The sequence below is a fragment of the uncultured Pelagimonas sp. genome (assembly GCF_947498515.1).
Lineage (GTDB): Bacteria > Pseudomonadota > Alphaproteobacteria > Rhodobacterales > Rhodobacteraceae > Pelagimonas.
Genome location: NZ_CANMKO010000010.1, coordinates 44,068 through 59,950, shown reverse-complemented (window position 1 = coordinate 59,950; position 15,883 = coordinate 44,068). Strand labels below are relative to the sequence as shown.

Here is a 15,883-nt window from a genome sequence, read left to right as displayed (position 1 = left end):
GCATGTCTATGATACTTCTCGCCGAACAGGTCCTGAACGGCCTGCAACTTGGCGTCATGCTCTTTGTCATGGCGGCTGGTCTGACGCTGGTTTTCGGCGTCATGGGCCTGATCAATCTCGCCCATGGCTCGCTCTTTATGATCGGGGCCTTTGCGGCGGCGGCGGTGGCCGGGGCGACCGGGTCGTTCCTATTGGCTCTGATTGCGGCGCTCTCTGCGGCGGCGGCGGTGGGGGCCTTGGTCGAGGTTGTGGTGATCCGACGGCTTTATGATCGTGATCATCTCGATCAAGTCTTGGCCACCTTTGCCCTCATCCTGATCTTTTCCGAAGGCACACGCTGGATCTTTGGCTCCTTCCCGCTGTTTCTCAACATACCGCCCTACCTTGCCGGTCCTGTAACCCTTCCCGGCGGCATCGAATATCCGCTCTATCGCCTGACCCTGATCACCATTGGCCTGTCGATTGCGGCGGCGCTTTTCTGGCTGATCAACCGCACGCGGCTGGGCATTCAAATTCGCGCCGGTGAAAATGACCGCGAGATGATCGCGGCGCTCGGCGTTGATATTTCTAAACTCTACACCATCGTTTTCGCTCTCGGCGCGGCGCTGGCCGGACTTGCGGGGGCGCTCGTTGGCGCGATCCAATCGGTTCAGGTTGGCATGGGCGAACCCGTTTTGATCCTTGCCTTTGTGGTGATCGTGATCGGCGGCATCGGTTCAATCAAAGGCGCGTTGATCGCTGCCATTCTTGTTGGCCTGACCGACACCTTGGGCGGCGTCTTGCTCCCCGCGCTTTTCAAACAGTTTATGGAGGCCTCGGCGGCCACATCCATTGGCTCTTCGCTGGCCTCTATGGCGATTTACATCCTCATGGCGGTGGTGCTGATCTGGCGCCCAACCGGTCTTTTCGGAGCGCGTGCCTGATGACCCAGATGACACGCGAAACCCTGTTTAATCTTGCCATGATGGCCGGCCTGATCCTCTTCCCGCTTTGGGCGTGGATCGCCGATGAACCCTTTATGATCACTCTGGCGACCAAGGCGGTCATCCTCGCATTGGCCGGTGTTGGTCTAAACCTGGCGCTGGGTCTTGGCGGTTTGGTAAGCCTTGGCCACGCGGCGTTTTTCGGCCTTGGCGGCTATGCCATGGGCATTCTGGCGAGCCACGCCCAAAGCTATAGCCCAATCCTTGAAACCCCATTTGTGATCGAAGGCACCAAGTCGATGCCGGTGATCTGGTTGACCGCCATCATCTCCTCGGGCCTTGCGGCTTTGGCGATTGGCGCGCTGTCTTTGCGCACCTCTGGGGTCTATTTCATCATGATCACGCTGGCCTTTGGCCAAATGCTGTACTTCTTTGCCATCAGCTGGCCCGCCTATGGCGGCGAAGATGGTCTGTCGATCTATGTGCGCAACGGCTTTCCCGGCCTCAACACACTTGACCCGATCCAGTTTTACGGCATCTGTTTCACCGTCCTGACCATCGTGCTGATCCTTTGCGCGCGTCTGGCCAAATCACCCTTTGGCCTTGCCCTGAACGCCGCACGTCAAACCGCCGAACGGGTCGAAACCGTCGGCATTTCGCCCTACAAACTGCGCCTTGTGGCCTTTACCCTGTCGGGGATGATCACCGGCTTGGCGGGCGCGCTCTTTGCTGATCTCAACCGCTTTGTCAGCCCGACGATGTTCAGCTGGCAAACCAGCGGTGAGATCATGGTGTTCATCATCATTGGCGGTGTGGCGCGGCTTTTTGGGCCGGTGGTTGGCGCGGTGATCTTTATTGCGTTGGAACATTTGCTTGGCGGCTTGTCCGACTATTGGCACATCTATCTTGGCATTCTGTTGCTGTTGATTGTGCTGTTTGCGCGCGGCGGTGTCATTGGCACACTGGCGGGAAAGGAGAATGCCCATGACTGATGTCCTCCTTGAAACCCGCAATGTTTCCAAAAGCTTCGGGGCCCTACAGGCCAGCAAAGACGTGAGCCTCGATTTGCGCGCGGGGGAAATCCACGCCTTGATCGGCCCCAATGGCGCGGGCAAATCGACTCTGATCAAACAGATCGCCGGGGGGCTAAAACCCGACGCAGGGCAGGTGTTCTTGCAAGGCCAAGACGTCACCGCCCTCAACACACCGGCGCGGGCGAAACGCGGCCTTGGCCGGACGTTCCAAATCTCGGCCCTCGCCATGGAAGACACGGTGTTGCAAAACGTCGTTCTGGGCGCGCTGGGGGCGGGGGGATCGCCCTTTCGTTTCTGGAAACCCGCGTTGAAAAACCCCGACTTGCGGGAAGTGGCCGAAGAGGCGCTCACCCGCGTTGGCTTGCAAGATCACGCCACAACTCGCACCGCTGAATTGTCACACGGTCAACGCCGTCAGCTCGAGGTTGCCGTGGCGCTCACCTTGAAACCCAAGGCGTTTGTCATGGATGAACCCATGGCGGGGCTTGGCACCGAAGGCTCCAAACGACTGACCACCTTCTTGGATGGGCTGCGATCCGAGGCCCCGATCCTCTTGGTGGAACATGACATGGACGCGGTCTTTGCATTGGCCGATCGGATTTCCGTTCTGGTCTACGGCGCGGTGATCGCGACGGGCACGGTGGCCGACATTCGCGCCAATCCGGATGTGCGTGCCGCCTATCTGGGGGACGAAGAATGACCCTGTTGACTGTCGACAACATCACCGCCTCTTATGGGGCAACACAGGCCTTGTTTGGCGTGTCGCTGTCCGTGGACCAAGGCGAGGTTTTGGCACTGATGGGGCGCAACGGCATGGGCAAATCGACCACTGTCAAAACCATCTGCAAATTGCTGCCGGTCACGTCTGGAATGGTGTGCTTGTCCGGTCAAGATCTGGCGCGGGTTCCGTCGCACAAGGTGGCCCGACTTGGCGTTGGTCTGGTTCCCGAAGGGCGCCGGTGTTTTGCCAGCCTATCGGTCATCGAAAACCTCATTGCCGCCGCCCGTCCGGGCCATTGGGATGAGGCGCGCGTGGCCGAATTGTTCCCACGTCTGTCTGAGCGCCGCGATCAATCCGCCGCGTCCTTGTCGGGTGGTGAACAGCAAATGTTGGCGATTGGTCGTGCGCTGATGACCAACCCGCGTCTGTTGATTTTGGACGAGGCCACCGAAGGGCTGGCCCCCTTGGTGCGCCAAGAAATCTGGGCGGCGGTGGCCAAGTTGAAACGCGAAACCGGCATGGCCATTCTGGTGGTCGATAAATCCCTGCGAGAGTTGGGGCAAGTTGCTGATAAGGCCGTGATTTTGCAACGTGGCGAAGATGTTTGGTCGGGTGCGATGGCGGCCCTGAACGACGACGTCACCAATCAGTTTTTGGGGGTGTAGCCATGGGGTTTGACTATCCTCAAAAGGTGCTGTTCAAACATTGCGACCCGGCGGGCATCGTCTTTTATCCGCGCTATTTCGAGATGATCAACGACTGTGTCGAGGCGTTTTTTGATCAGGTTCTAGACTATCCGTTTGAAACCCTGTTGCAGAGCGCCGGGGTGCCTACGGCGGAAATTCAGACCCGGTTTTTGGCGCCAAGCCGCCATGGCGATGCGCTTGTTTTGACCCTAGTTGGCGTGCGTGCGGGCACCAAAAGTTTCACTCTGACCATCACCGCCAATTGCGGTGATGAGACACGTTTCACCGCCACATCCACCCTAGTTTACACCGATGCCAAAGGCGCGTCCCAGCCATGGCCAAAAGCGGTGAAATCCAAACTCGACGCCTTTACCGGAGAGAGCACATGAGCAATCAGATCATTCACCCAGACGGATGGGCCCCGGCCAAAGGCTATGCCAATGGTGTGCTGAGCGCCGATGGTGTGCTTTATGTTGGCGGCCAGATTGGCTGGACCGCCGAGCAGGTGTTTGAGGCCCATGATTTCATCGGTCAGATGGAACAAACCCTCCGCAATATTCTGGCGGTGGTTGAGGCCGCTGGCGGTAGCGCCGCCGATATCACCCGCCTGACGTGGTTCGTCAAATCCAAGAAAACCTATCTCGCTCATCAAGCTGAGGTCGGACAGGCCTATCGCAAGATTTTGGGCCGCAATTTCCCCGCCATGTCGATGCTGGTCGTGGCCGATTTGATCGAAGACGAGGCCCTGCTCGAAATCGAAGCCACGGCGCATATTTCTAAAGGGTGAACCAATGCGTGTATTGAGTTTTGTTTTTGTGATTAGCCTGTTGGGGACCGTGGGACAGGCCACGCCGCTTTGTGTTTGTCTAAAGTGTCTAACAGGAGATTTTCGCAGTTTTTACCTTGTCGCGGGATCAATGAAGCCGACTATGGAACCCGAGGTTTGTTATATCGCGCGGACGGACCTAACGATGGAAGACATTGTTCCAGGCCGTATTGTCGCCTTTCAACATCCTAAAAGAAATGTGGAATTCGTGTTTCGGATCGCCGCTCTGGCTGGGCAAACCGTACAAATGGTTGATGGCCGTTTGGTGATCGACGGGGTCACTATTTCGGCGAAAAAGCTTGATCAGCCATATGTGCAGAAAATGGAACCTGAGGGGGCTCAGGGGCATCTGCCACGTTGTGGTGCTCCGACCACCCTAGGCGACAGCTGCGATATCGATGTTTGGCAAGAAGAGACGAACGGCTATCGCTACCAGACCTTGGATTTGGGATTGCAACCGCAAGACAATACCGAGGTGTTCACCGTGCCAGACGGCCATGTTTTCGTGCTTGGCGATAATCGGGACAACGCATTGGATAGCCGTTTCGGTGTCGCCAAGGGCGGCCCGGGGGGCATTCCTGTTGGCAATATCCGAGCGGTTTTCGATACCCTAGATGACAAGAATTAAGCTGTTGGTGCAAGCCGACATAAAACCCAAAAAGGATACCTTTTGATGGTCCGTGTTTCTCTCCCTCGCAAAGAGCTTTTCGATATTCCCCAAGGGGTCATCTATCTCGATGGCAACTCTCTGGGCGTTTTGCCGAAAGGGGCCGCAGCCCGCGCCACGCAAGTGATTGAAAACGAATGGGGCAATCAGCTTATCAAAGCGTGGAACACCGCTGGTTGGATGGCACTGCCGCAGGTTGTTGGCGATCGCATCGCCGATCTGCTGGGGGCACCGTCTGGTTCCGTTGCGACCGGCGATACCCTGTCGATCAAAGTTTACCAAGCCCTTGCGGCAGCTCTGAAAATGCGGCCTGATCGCCGGGTCATCCTCTCTGACAACGGCAATTTCCCAAGCGACCTTTATATGGCGCAGGGCCTGATTGAGACTATCGACAAAGGGTACGAGCTGCGCACCCCGGCCCCCGAAAATGTCATCGACGCCATCACCGAAGACATCGCTGTGGTGATGCTGACACAGGTTGATTATCGCTCTGGTCGTATGCACGACATGCGCGCCATTACCGAAAAGGCCCATGCCATGGGCGCGGTGATGATCTGGGATTTGGCCCATTCTGCTGGGGCTGTTCCGGTTGATCTCACCGCATCAAACGCCGAATTTGCGGTTGGTTGTAGCTATAAATACCTCAATGGCGGTCCCGGTGCCCCGGCCTTCATTTACGTCCGGCCTGACATCGTCGATACCATCAAACCGGCCTTGTCGGGATGGCTTGGTCACGATGCGCCTTTCGCGATGGAGCTTGATTACCGCCCGGCTATGTCCACCGAACGAATGCGCGTTGGCACCCCACCGATCCTGCAACTGGCGGTGCTGCAAGATGCGCTCGAAGCCTGGGACGGCGTCGCCATGGAGGACCTGCGCGCCGCCTCAATCGCCCTGTCCGAGACCTTTATCCGCGAAGTTGAAGCACGCTGCCCCACACTCACTCTGGCAAGCCCCCGCGACCCGCATCAACGTGGCTCACAGGTGTCCTTTGCCTTTGAAAACGGCTATCCGGCGATGCAGGCCCTCATCGAACGCGGTGTGATCGGCGACTTCCGTGCGCCCAATATCATGCGTTTCGGCTTTACCCCGCTCTACTTGGATGAAAAAGACGTGGTCGCTGCCGCCGAAATCATCGAAGATGTGATCAACAACGACATTTGGCGCGACCCGAAATACCACAGCGTGTCGCGCGTAACCTGAAGGACAGACCATGACCTGCCTCTTTGTTCAAATCCAATGCCGCCCCGGCACCACCTACAAGGTCGCCGATGAAATCGCCCTGCGCGAATTCCACTCTGAACTCTATTCGACAAGCGGCCAATACGAACTTCTGATGAAGCTTTATGTCCCCGAGGATGAAGATGTCGGCAAATACATCAATGCCAAATTGATGGATATTGATGGCATTGAACGCACCTTTACCACCCTGACGTTCAAGGCGTTCTAAGCGTCTGATCAATCGCATTTGGGCAGGGGGGATTGAACCTGCAATGGCATAGAGATGGCCTGGACTATGACGTCCGGGCCCATGGCCCCCATGGTTTCCATGCCCTTTAGAATAGCGTTCCGCTCTGCCAAAACTAAATCTGGTGCACGTTCTAGGTTTAGATGTGTGGTGGCTTTGGATAAAGCGGTTAAAAGCGCGATGCGAGACAGGTCAATGTCTTGTATCGGTGTCGCGAAATGGGCTTGGGAGGCGTTCGCGACACCAAAGCAGCCCAAGCCTAGGTAAGCTTTTGAAACAAGCCAGAGCATTAGTTCATCGTGTGAAAACTCGGCTGCAAAAGCCGAGCCAAGGGCGATTTGTCCGGTCGGGGACATGCGGCGATCCGGCGCTTCTTGCCTTGCGTACAACGTGACCAAATATTTGGTTATCGGCGAGGTCAAGCGAGGGGTTACATAGAAATCCGGATCAATGGCAGTGCTAAAGGCGAGAGGCACGTGTTCCGGCAATTCAGGTAGGTGGATTACCGCGCTTTCGAAGCTACGTCGCAACTCCGAAGTCAAGCTTGTGGGGACAAACGCCCGAAAGGCGACAAACACAAAGAGAACAACCAAGATCAAGACAGTCAGGGTTGATATAGCCACCCGTTTTAGCACGAGAACCCGGCCTCAATTGCTTCTGAAAATCCGACTTTCGCCAATCATCTCTTCGAGCGCGGCAATCCTGTCGGTGCTCGAATGCAGGGTCTGAATTTCCGCCACCAAGGCCTCGATCAGGAAATTGATCGCCAGCGTGCTGTCCCAGCTTGAGGGCACTTCGACAAGCGTTCGGAACGTGTGTTTGGCGTATTTTTCAATGGGGCTGCCCCATTGATCCGTGAACAAAATGATATTCGCGCCTTGTCCAACCACCAGACTGGCAAGCCGTTCCAACTCTTTTTCATAGCGCCGGATATCGAACACGATCAGCGTGGCGCGCTCGTCCATATCCAACAAGGATTGCGGCCAAACCGAAGGCGAGCTGTCGAGCAGGCTTACACCGGGGCGGATGATTTGCAGATGGTTGAAAAAGTAATGGGCGTTGGATCGGGTGATCCGCCCGCCAAGCACATAAAGCGCCCGGCTTGGATCGGCCAAAAGCCGCGCCACAAGGTCAAACTCGGCTGGGTCTAGCCGGTCAATTGTGGCGTTGATATTATGCGACACCGCCATGGCGAACCGGCTAACGATGTGGTCCTTGTTTTCGGTGGTTGAGGGCGCGTCGAGCTTGGCCAAGGGTTCCTTCATCCGCGCGGCGATTTCTTCTCGGATCGCGGCCTGAAAATCCGGGAAGCCTTCGAACCCCAACTTGCGCGCCAATCGGATCACTGTGGGGGTCGAGACCTCGGCGGCTTCGGCCAATTTGGTGATCGATTGCATCCCCGCCACCAAAGAATCATCCATCAAGACGGCGGTTAACCGGCGCTCGGCCGCCGTGAGTTCCGATTGCTTGTCTCGGATACGGTCCAATACCAGCCGTTGATCGCCGGATTTTGGTGGGTTTCTATTCATAGTCTCGCCACGTGTAGAGAATGCTACATAAACTTCTTGACAGGAGGGGTCCTGCTGTAGTGATCATTACACGATGGCGCGAATTGAACAACATATAGATACTTGGGGCTGGCCTGCCGCCGCGGTTTACGGTCAGCCGGGGCAGGGGGGCTTTGTGCTCGTCTGCGAACATGCCTCAAGCTTTATTCCTCCCAATGCCGATGGTCTGGGTCTAAGTGCGGCGGCAAAGCTGTCTCATGCCGCATGGGATATCGGCGCTCTGGACATGGCCAAACGCCTGAGCGTGCGGTTGAAATCACCCCTGATAGCGGGCGAAATTTCGCGGCTGGTCTATGATTGCAACCGACCGCTTGAGGCCCCGGATTGCATTCCCGCCCGTAGTGAAATCTACGATGTGCCGGGCAACAAAGACCTAAGCGCGGCCAGTCGCCAATCGCGGTTTGACCATATCCACACGCCGTTTCATGATACGGTGACCCGTGTTTTGGATGCGGCGGTGGGCGAGGTGATCCTTGTGACGATCCATAGCTTTACGCCTGTTTACAACGACTTGCCGCGCGTTACAGAACTTGGCTACCTAAGCCATAGCGATGACCGGTTGGCGCGTGCCTGTCTGACCCAAGAACAAGAGCGCGGCCGCATGAAAGCGGCGCTGGATGAACCCTATTCCGCCACCGATGGCGTGACCTACAGTTTGCAAAAACATGGCGAAGCGCGCGGTTTGCTCAATGTGATGATCGAGGTGCGCAACGATTTGATCGACACGCCCCACAAGGCCCAAGCCATGGGCGATCACTTGGCCGCAACTCTGATCGCCGCCCAAAAGGAGGTGACGTCATGAGCGTGCTGCACAGGTTTATTCGCGTCGTTGACCGGATCAACTACCGCGTTGGCCGGGTCACCATGTACGGCATCTTTGTGATGATGGCGATTTTGCTGTGGTCGTCGATTTCCAAAACCTTTTTCAACCCGTCACTCTGGACGTTGGAAATGGCGCAATTTGCTATGGTCGCCTATTACATGTTGGGCGGACCCTATTCGATCCAGATGGGATCAAACGTGCGGATGGACCTTCTCTATGGCGGGTGGTCGACCCGGCGCAAGGCCGCTGTAGATATCGTTACAGTGATGTTCTTGATCTTCTATCTTGGCGTTCTGCTTTGGGGCGGGATCGACAGCACCATGTACAGTTTCCAATATGGTGGCGAGCGGAGCCCAACCGCATGGCGCCCCTATCTCTGGCCGATCAAAGTGATCATGTGCACCGGTATTGTGCTCATGCTTTTGCAGGCCCTGTCCGAACTTGCCAAAGACATTCTGCGCCTGCGCGGAGAGGAAATTCCGCATGTCATATGAAATGATCGCGATCTTCATGTTCGCCACGATGATGGCCATGCTGATGACCGGTCAGCGGGTTTTCGGCGCGATTGGCTTTGTTGCGGTGATTGCGGCGCTGGTGCTTTGGGGCGATCGTGGCGGTTATGATATTGCCTTTTCCAGCGCGATGAAGCTGATGAAATGGTATCCGCTTTTGACCCTGCCGATGTTCATTTTCATGGGCTACGTTCTATCGGAATCCAAGATAGCCGATGATCTTTACAAGATGTTCCATGTCTGGATGGGCGGTGTTCCCGGCGGCTTGGCGATTGGCACCATTGGATTGATGGTGATGATTTCCGCGATGAACGGCTTGTCGGTGGCGGGGATGGCGATTGGGGCGACGATTGCCTTGCCGGAACTGCTCAAGCGAAACTATGACAAGAAAATGGTGACGGGGGTGGTCCAAGCCGGATCAAGCCTCGGTATCCTTGTGCCGCCCTCGGTCGTTTTGGTGCTTTACGCGATGATTGCTCGCCAACCGGTCGGGCAGCTCTGGCTCGCCGGGGTGGTTCCGGGCCTGATGATGGCGGCGATGTTCATCCTCTATATCGTGGTGCGCTGTCGCCTGAACCCATCGCTTGGCCCGGCGCTGAGCGCCGAAGAACGCGCCATGCCGCGATCCGAAAAGCTGGCGCTTTTGCGCGCGGGTCTGCTCCCTGTGATGATCTTTGCGACGATGATGGTGCCCTTTGTGAATGGCTGGACCTCGCTTGTCGAAAGCTCGGCCATTGGCGCGATAGCCGCTTTTCTTGCGGCGGTGTTCAAGGGGCGCATGACGCGGGATGTCTTTGAAACATCGGTGAAAATGACGCTGGGTATTTCCTGCATGTTCATGTGGATCATCCTTGCGGCTCTGGCCTTTGGCGCAGTGTTTGACGGGCTGGGCGCGGTCAACGCGATCAAGGACCTGTTCACCGAACAGCTCGACCTTGACCCGTGGATGGTGCTGGTTTTGATGCAGCTGAGCTTTATCATCATGGGCACGTTTCTTGATGACACGGCCATGCTGGTCATCGTTGCGCCCCTATACGTGCCGCTGGTCAAGGCGCTTGGCTTTGATTTGATCTGGTACGGCGTGCTTTATACGATCACCACGCAAATTGCCTATATGACGCCGCCCTTTGGCTATAACCTGTTCTTGATGCGCGCCATGGCCCCGCCGGAAATCACCCTGCGGGACATCTACGGCTCGATCCTGCCCTTTGTTCTGGTGATGACCTTGGCGCTGACGCTGGTCATGGTCTTTCCACAGATCGCGCTTTGGCTGCCGCAATATGTTTACGGAAACTAACACCGATAAGTCACTAAAAAGACCCGGCAAACGGGCGTTCACAAACCCCACTAGGAGGAACGACCATGACGACAAGACGTAAGTTTATCACCACCGCAGGGGCCGGTTTGGCCGCTGCGCCGCTGGCCACACCCGCGCTGGCGCAAAGCACGATCAAATGGCGCATGCAAACCTATGCTGGCCCGGCGTTGGCCGAACATGTGGTGAAACCCGCCATTGATATGTTCAACAAGATCGCTGGCGACCGTATGCAGATCGAGCTCTTCTTTGCTGATCAGCTTGTCCCAACCGGTGAGCTGTTCCGCGCTATGCAGCGCGGCACCATTGATGCGGTACAATCGGATGATGACTCGATGGCCTCGCCCACCGATGTCACTGTTTTCGGAGGCTATTTTCCGTTCGCGTCGCGCTATTCTCTCGATGTGCCGGTGCTGTTCAACCAATACGGACTGAACGAAATCTGGGATGAAGAGTATTCCAAAGTTGGCGTCAAACATATCTCAGCTGGTGCCTGGGATCCGTGCCATTTCGCCACCAAAGATCCGATCAACTCGCTCGCCGATCTCAAAGGCAAGCGCATCTTTACCTTCCCAACTGCGGGTCGCTTCCTGACCCAATTCGGCGTGGTTCCTGTGACCTTGCCGTGGGAAGACATCGAAGTCGCGGTTCAAACCGGCGAGCTTGACGGCATCGCGTGGTCGGGCATCACCGAAGACTACACCGTTGGTTGGGCCGATGTGACAAACTACTTCCTCACCAACAACATTTCGGGCGCATGGGCCGGATCGTTCTTTGCCAACCAAGACCGCTGGAACGAGCTTCCAGAAGACCTTCAGACCCTGTTCCGCGTCTGCTGTGATCAATCGCACTACTATCGCCAGTGGTGGTATTGGGGTGGCGAAGCATCGTTGCGTGTTGATGGCACCAAGATGGAACTGACCACAATTCCAGACGAAGAATGGGCCACCGTTGAAAATGCGGCCATGGAATTCTGGGACGAAATCGCCGCCGAAAGCCCAACCAAGGCCAAGGTTGTCGAGATCATCAAAAAGTATAACGCTGACATGCAAAAGGCTGGACGGCCTTACCGCTACGGCTAAATAACTCTGCTGCGCCTCAAGCCTTTGGGGCGCAGCACATCAAGGATTGGGATCACGGATATGAGTCAGGTTTTGAGCTTCGAGACGTTGAAGCAACAGGTTGCGGACGGGTCGGTTGATACCGTTCTTGTGTGTCTTGTCGACATGCAAGGCCGCCTGATGGGCAAGCGGTTCCATGCCGGGCATTTTGTTGCCGGAGCTTATGAAGAAACCCATTGCTGCAACTATCTGCTCGCCACTGATCTAGAGATGGCAACGCCCGAAGGCTTTGCCTCGACCAGCTGGGAAAGCGGCTATGGCGATTACGTCATGAAACCTGACCTTGCCACGCTACGCCCTGTGCCGTGGCTTGATGGGACAGTCATGGTGATCTGTGATGTGCTTGACCACCACACGCACGAAGAAGTCCCCCATTCGCCGCGCGCCATTTTGAAGAAACAGGTTCAGCGGCTTGAACATATGGGTCTGACGCCGATGATGGCGACCGAGCTGGAATTCTTTCTGTTTGAGAAGAGCTTGGACGAAATCCGCAAATCCGGTTTCCGTGATCTAGAGCCGATTTCCGGCTACAACGAAGACTACCACATATTCCAGACCACCAAGGAAGAGCACGTGATGCGCCCGGTGCGCAACCACCTGTGGAACGCCGGTATTCCGATCGAGAATTCCAAGGGGGAAGCCGAGGCCGGTCAGGAAGAGCTGAATATCAAATACGCGGCTGCGATGGACACAGCCGAGTATCACACCATCGCCAAACACGCGATCAAAGAGATCGCTTGGCAACAGGGGCACGCCGCAAGTTTTCTCCCCAAGTGGAGCCATGACAAGGTTGGCTCGTCCTCACACGTGCATCAGTCGCTTTGGAAGGATGGGCAAAACGCCTTTTATGACCCAAGTGACAAGCTGGGGATGAGCGCCTTGATGAAGAACTATGTGGCGGGCATGCTGAAATATGCCAGCGATTACACATACTTCCTTGCCCCTTATATCAATAGCTACAAACGGTTCATGAAGGGTACTTTCGCGCCGACGCGGATCATTTGGTCGGTCGATAATCGCACGGCGGGCTTCCGTTTGTGTGGGGATGGCACCAAAGCGGTGCGGATGGAATGCCGGATTGGTGGGTCGGATATTAATCCTTATCTCGCCATGGCGGCGCTCTTGGCGGCGGGGATTGCCGGGATCGAAGAGGGGCTGGAATTGGATGCGCCAACGGTTGGCGATGCCTATTCCGGGGATACGGGTATGATCCCGGTCAACCTGCGCCAAGCGCGCGAAGCCCTGTTGAACTCAGACATGCTCAGCGCGGCCTTTGGTGAAGATGTGGTGACACATTACGCCCGCGCCGCCGAGGTTGAGATCGAAGAGTTTGATCGTGTTGTGACCGATTGGGAAATTGCCCGCGGGTTTGAGCGCGTTTAACGGTTGGGGAGCGAGAGGCCAGCCTTTCGCGCTCTCCGGGATATTTTTGGAAAGAAGAAACCAGAGGTCTGGTTTTGCAGGATGGAGGTTTGGCGATGGGCCAGACGTTGAAGTGCATTTCGCCGATCGACGGGTCGGTTTTTGCGGAACGCGATGTGTTGTCTTTGCAAGCGGCGCAGGCCGAGGTCGCACGGTTGCGCGCGGCGCAGGCCGCTTGGGCGGCACGGCCCTTGGCCGAGCGGGTTGAGCTTGTCATGGCGGGTGTTGCGGCCGTCGGGGCGATGAATGATGAGATCGTGCCAGAGCTTGCCCATATGATGGGGCGCCCGGTGCGATATGGCGGTGAATTTGGCGGGTTTAATGAGCGCGCCAGCCATATGGCCGACATCGCGGCGGAGTCTTTGGCGGATATTTCCGTTGGCGAGGATGAGACGTTTAAACGCTACATCAAGCGGGTGCCGCATGGGGTGGTTTTCGTCGTTGCGCCGTGGAATTACCCATATATGACAGCGATTAACACGGTTGCCCCGGCGTTGATCGCGGGCAACGTAGTGGCGTTGAAACATGCCACCCAGACGCTTTTGGTGGGCGAACGCATGGCGGCGGCGTTCCATTCGGCGGGGGTGCCCAAGGATGTGTTTGCCAATCTGTTTTTAGGCCACGATGTGACCTCGGATTTGATCGCAGGCAATGCCTTTGATTTTGTCAATTTCACCGGATCGGTGGGCGGTGGTCAGGCGATGGAGCGCGCCGCTGCGGGCACCTTTACCGGTGTCGGAACCGAGCTTGGCGGCAAGGATCCGGGTTACGTCATGGAAGACGCCGATCTTGATGCGGCGGTCGATACGTTGATTGATGGGGCGATGTTCAATTCCGGGCAATGCTGTTGTGGGATCGAACGGATTTACGTCCATGAGAGCCTTTTCGACGCCTTCATCGAAAAGGCTGTGGCGATTGTGAAGGGCTACAAGCTTGGCAATCCTTTGGACGGCGCGACGACGATTGGGCCGATGGCCAATGAACGGTTTGCCGCCGAGGTCCGGATGCAAATTGCCGAGGCCGTGGCCGATGGCGCGACGCCGCATATCGAAAGCTTTGCCGAAGATGATGGCGGGGCCTATCTGACGCCGCAAATCCTCACCAATGTTACCCACGAAATGCGGGTGATGCGGGACGAAAGCTTTGGCCCGGTTGTTGGGATCATGAAGGTGTCGTCGGATGAAGAGGCCATTGCGCTGATGAATGACAGCGAGTTTGGCCTAACCGCAAGCCTGTGGACACAGGATATCGACCGGGCGGCGCGCATTGGCGATCAGATCGAAACCGGCACCGTGTTTATGAACCGCGCCGATTACCTTGATCCGGGCCTGTGCTGGACCGGCTGCAAAAACACCGGGCGGGGCGGTGGTTTGTCTCAAATTGGGTTCCACAACCTCACACGTCCGAAATCTTACCATCTGAAAAAGGTGACATCATGAGCCTTGTTGGAAACTGGTCCTATCCGACCGCGATGAAATTTGGTCCGGGTCGGATCAAGGAACTGCCCGAAGCCTGTGCCGCCGCCGGAATGAAAAAGCCGCTTTTGGTGACCGACAAGGGATTGGCTGGGTTGCCGATCACCGCCGCCACGCTCGACATTATGGAGGCGGCGGGCCTTGGGCGCGGGCTGTTTTCCGAAGTGGATCCCAACCCGAGTGAGATCAATCTAGACGCGGGTGTTGCCGCCTATAAGGCCGGTGGCCATGACGGGGTGATTGCCTTTGGTGGTGGGTCCGGTTTGGACCTTGGTAAAATGGTTGCCTTTATGGCCGGTCAGACCCGTCCGATTTGGGATTTCGAAGATGTAGGTGATTGGTGGACCCGCGCCGACGCCGATGCTATCGCGCCGATTGTTGCGGTGCCCACCACCGCCGGGACCGGGTCCGAAGTCGGGCGCGCCAGCGTCATCACCAATTCGCAGACCCATGTGAAAAAGATCATTTTCCATCCAAAAGTGCTCCCCAGTGTGGTGATTTGTGACCCGGAACTGACGGTTGGCATGCCGAAATTCATCACGGCGGGGACGGGGCTTGATGCCTTTGCCCATTGCGTTGAGGCGTTTTCCAGCCCGCATTATCACCCGATGAGCCAGGGCATTGCCCTTGAGGGGATGCGCCTTGTGATCGACAACCTTCCGCGGGCCTATGCGGATGGAACCGACATTGACGCGCGTGCCAATATGATGAGCGCGGCGGCGATGGGCGCGACGGCGTTCCAAAAGGGGCTTGGTGCGATTCATGCCATGAGCCACCCGATTGGCGCGGTGTTCAACACCCACCACGGCACCACCAATGCGGTCTGTATGCCAGCGGTCCTAGACCTGAATGAACCGGTCATTCGCGACCGATTTGATCGGGCCGCCGGCTACCTTGGACTTGACGGTGGTTACGACGGATTCCGCGCCTTTGTGCAGGAGTTCAACGACAGCTTTGAGATTCCTCGCAAGCTATCGGATATGGGCGTCACATCCGAGCGGATAGACGACCTTGTGGCCATGGCGCTGGTGGATCCGTCCTGTGGTGGCAATCCGGTAGAGTTGACAGCTGTCAACCTGAAAGCGCTGTTTGAAGCTTGCATCTAACATATTGATACGAAATCGAATCGGGGGTGCGCAGCGGTGTTGCGCACCCCCTTTTTGTTAACCGGATTTTCATCTCTAGAAGGTGATTTTAAACCCGAGTGAAATACTCGGGTTGACATGTTTGACTAAATCACTCAGGTTACCGTCCGAACAGGTCAGGCCGTCGAAAATCGGGGGTTTGGCTGATGCAAATCAGACATTCTCAGATTTTCCAGG

At 56.6% G+C, this 15,883-nt stretch carries 18 protein-coding genes; 16 read left to right on the top strand and 2 right to left on the bottom strand.

Features of this window, described 5'->3' with window-relative positions:
* The first annotated feature begins 2 nt into the window (after positions 1-2).
* The 9 genes from Q1A43_RS18035 to Q1A43_RS17995 are packed head-to-tail and all read left to right on the top strand — an operon-like array spanning position 3 to position 6,307.
* A complete protein-coding gene (locus tag Q1A43_RS18035; protein WP_299937474.1) occupies positions 3-923 on the top strand; it encodes a branched-chain amino acid ABC transporter permease in 921 nt (306 codons plus the stop codon).
* 8 nt (positions 924-931) lie between these two features.
* The gene (locus tag Q1A43_RS18030; RefSeq protein WP_299937660.1) at positions 932-1,915 is read left to right on the top strand and encodes a branched-chain amino acid ABC transporter permease; all 984 of its coding nucleotides are present in this window, start codon (positions 932-934) and stop codon (positions 1,913-1,915) included.
* Complete coding sequence (locus tag Q1A43_RS18025) at positions 1,908-2,657, top strand: ABC transporter ATP-binding protein (protein WP_299937471.1); 750 nt, start codon at positions 1,908-1,910, stop codon at positions 2,655-2,657. Before Q1A43_RS18030 ends, Q1A43_RS18025 begins: the two co-directional genes overlap by 8 nt.
* Entirely contained in the window at positions 2,654-3,343 is a 690-nt protein-coding gene (locus Q1A43_RS18020; protein ID WP_299937468.1) for an ABC transporter ATP-binding protein, read from the top strand. The genes Q1A43_RS18025 and Q1A43_RS18020 overlap by 4 nt, the downstream gene beginning before the upstream one ends.
* Positions 3,344-3,345: 2 nt before the next feature.
* Positions 3,346-3,753, top strand: a complete 408-nt coding sequence (locus tag Q1A43_RS18015) for a thioesterase family protein (protein WP_299937465.1) — start codon at positions 3,346-3,348, stop codon at positions 3,751-3,753.
* Positions 3,750-4,151 (top strand): RidA family protein, encoded by a 402-nt coding sequence (locus Q1A43_RS18010; protein ID WP_299937462.1) that lies wholly within the window; start codon positions 3,750-3,752, stop codon positions 4,149-4,151. The genes Q1A43_RS18015 and Q1A43_RS18010 overlap by 4 nt, the downstream gene beginning before the upstream one ends.
* A gap of 4 nt (positions 4,152-4,155) precedes the next feature.
* Positions 4,156-4,818: a signal peptidase I gene (gene lepB / locus Q1A43_RS18005; protein WP_299937459.1), complete on the top strand. Its 663-nt coding sequence runs from the start codon at positions 4,156-4,158 to the stop codon at positions 4,816-4,818.
* Positions 4,819-4,863: 45 nt separating this feature from the next.
* Positions 4,864-6,060, top strand: a complete 1,197-nt coding sequence (gene kynU / locus Q1A43_RS18000; RefSeq protein ID WP_299937456.1) for a kynureninase — start codon at positions 4,864-4,866, stop codon at positions 6,058-6,060.
* Between the two features lie 10 nt (positions 6,061-6,070).
* Positions 6,071-6,307 (top strand): Lrp/AsnC ligand binding domain-containing protein, encoded by a 237-nt coding sequence (locus Q1A43_RS17995; RefSeq protein ID WP_299924458.1) that lies wholly within the window; start codon positions 6,071-6,073, stop codon positions 6,305-6,307.
* A gap of 8 nt (positions 6,308-6,315) precedes the next feature.
* Here Q1A43_RS17995 and Q1A43_RS17990 read toward each other — a convergent pair whose 3' ends face one another.
* Both Q1A43_RS17990 and Q1A43_RS17985 read right to left on the bottom strand, forming a co-directional pair.
* Entirely contained in the window at positions 6,316-6,948 is a 633-nt protein-coding gene (locus tag Q1A43_RS17990; RefSeq protein ID WP_299937453.1) for a transglycosylase domain-containing protein, read from the bottom strand.
* 24 nt (positions 6,949-6,972) lie between these two features.
* Entirely contained in the window at positions 6,973-7,854 is an 882-nt protein-coding gene (locus tag Q1A43_RS17985; RefSeq protein ID WP_299924464.1) for a MurR/RpiR family transcriptional regulator, read from the bottom strand.
* A gap of 73 nt (positions 7,855-7,927) precedes the next feature.
* Here Q1A43_RS17985 and Q1A43_RS17980 point away from each other — a divergent pair, with 73 nt between their 5' ends.
* The 7 genes from Q1A43_RS17980 (at position 7,928) to Q1A43_RS17950 (ending at position 15,667) form a co-directional block, all read left to right on the top strand.
* Positions 7,928-8,695, top strand: coding sequence for an N-formylglutamate amidohydrolase (locus Q1A43_RS17980; RefSeq protein WP_299924467.1), 768 nt, complete (start codon positions 7,928-7,930; stop codon positions 8,693-8,695).
* Positions 8,692-9,210, top strand: a complete 519-nt coding sequence (locus Q1A43_RS17975; RefSeq protein WP_299937450.1) for a TRAP transporter small permease subunit — start codon at positions 8,692-8,694, stop codon at positions 9,208-9,210. The genes Q1A43_RS17980 and Q1A43_RS17975 overlap by 4 nt, the downstream gene beginning before the upstream one ends.
* On the top strand, positions 9,200-10,525 hold the full coding sequence (locus Q1A43_RS17970; RefSeq protein WP_299924473.1) for a TRAP transporter large permease subunit: 1,326 nt from the start codon (positions 9,200-9,202) through the stop codon (positions 10,523-10,525). Before Q1A43_RS17975 ends, Q1A43_RS17970 begins: the two co-directional genes overlap by 11 nt.
* Positions 10,526-10,590: 65 nt before the next feature.
* A complete protein-coding gene (locus tag Q1A43_RS17965) occupies positions 10,591-11,625 on the top strand; it encodes a TRAP transporter substrate-binding protein (RefSeq protein ID WP_299937447.1) in 1,035 nt (344 codons plus the stop codon).
* 60 nt (positions 11,626-11,685) lie between these two features.
* Entirely contained in the window at positions 11,686-13,047 is a 1,362-nt protein-coding gene (locus Q1A43_RS17960) for a glutamine synthetase family protein (RefSeq protein WP_299924479.1), read from the top strand.
* A 95-nt stretch (positions 13,048-13,142) separates the two neighbouring features.
* A complete protein-coding gene (locus Q1A43_RS17955; RefSeq protein ID WP_299937444.1) occupies positions 13,143-14,525 on the top strand; it encodes an aldehyde dehydrogenase family protein in 1,383 nt (460 codons plus the stop codon).
* Positions 14,522-15,667 carry an iron-containing alcohol dehydrogenase gene (locus tag Q1A43_RS17950; protein ID WP_299937441.1) on the top strand — a complete coding sequence of 382 codons (1,146 nt, stop codon included), beginning with the start codon at positions 14,522-14,524 and terminating at the stop codon, positions 15,665-15,667. Before Q1A43_RS17955 ends, Q1A43_RS17950 begins: the two co-directional genes overlap by 4 nt.
* Positions 15,668-15,883 lie beyond the last annotated feature (216 nt).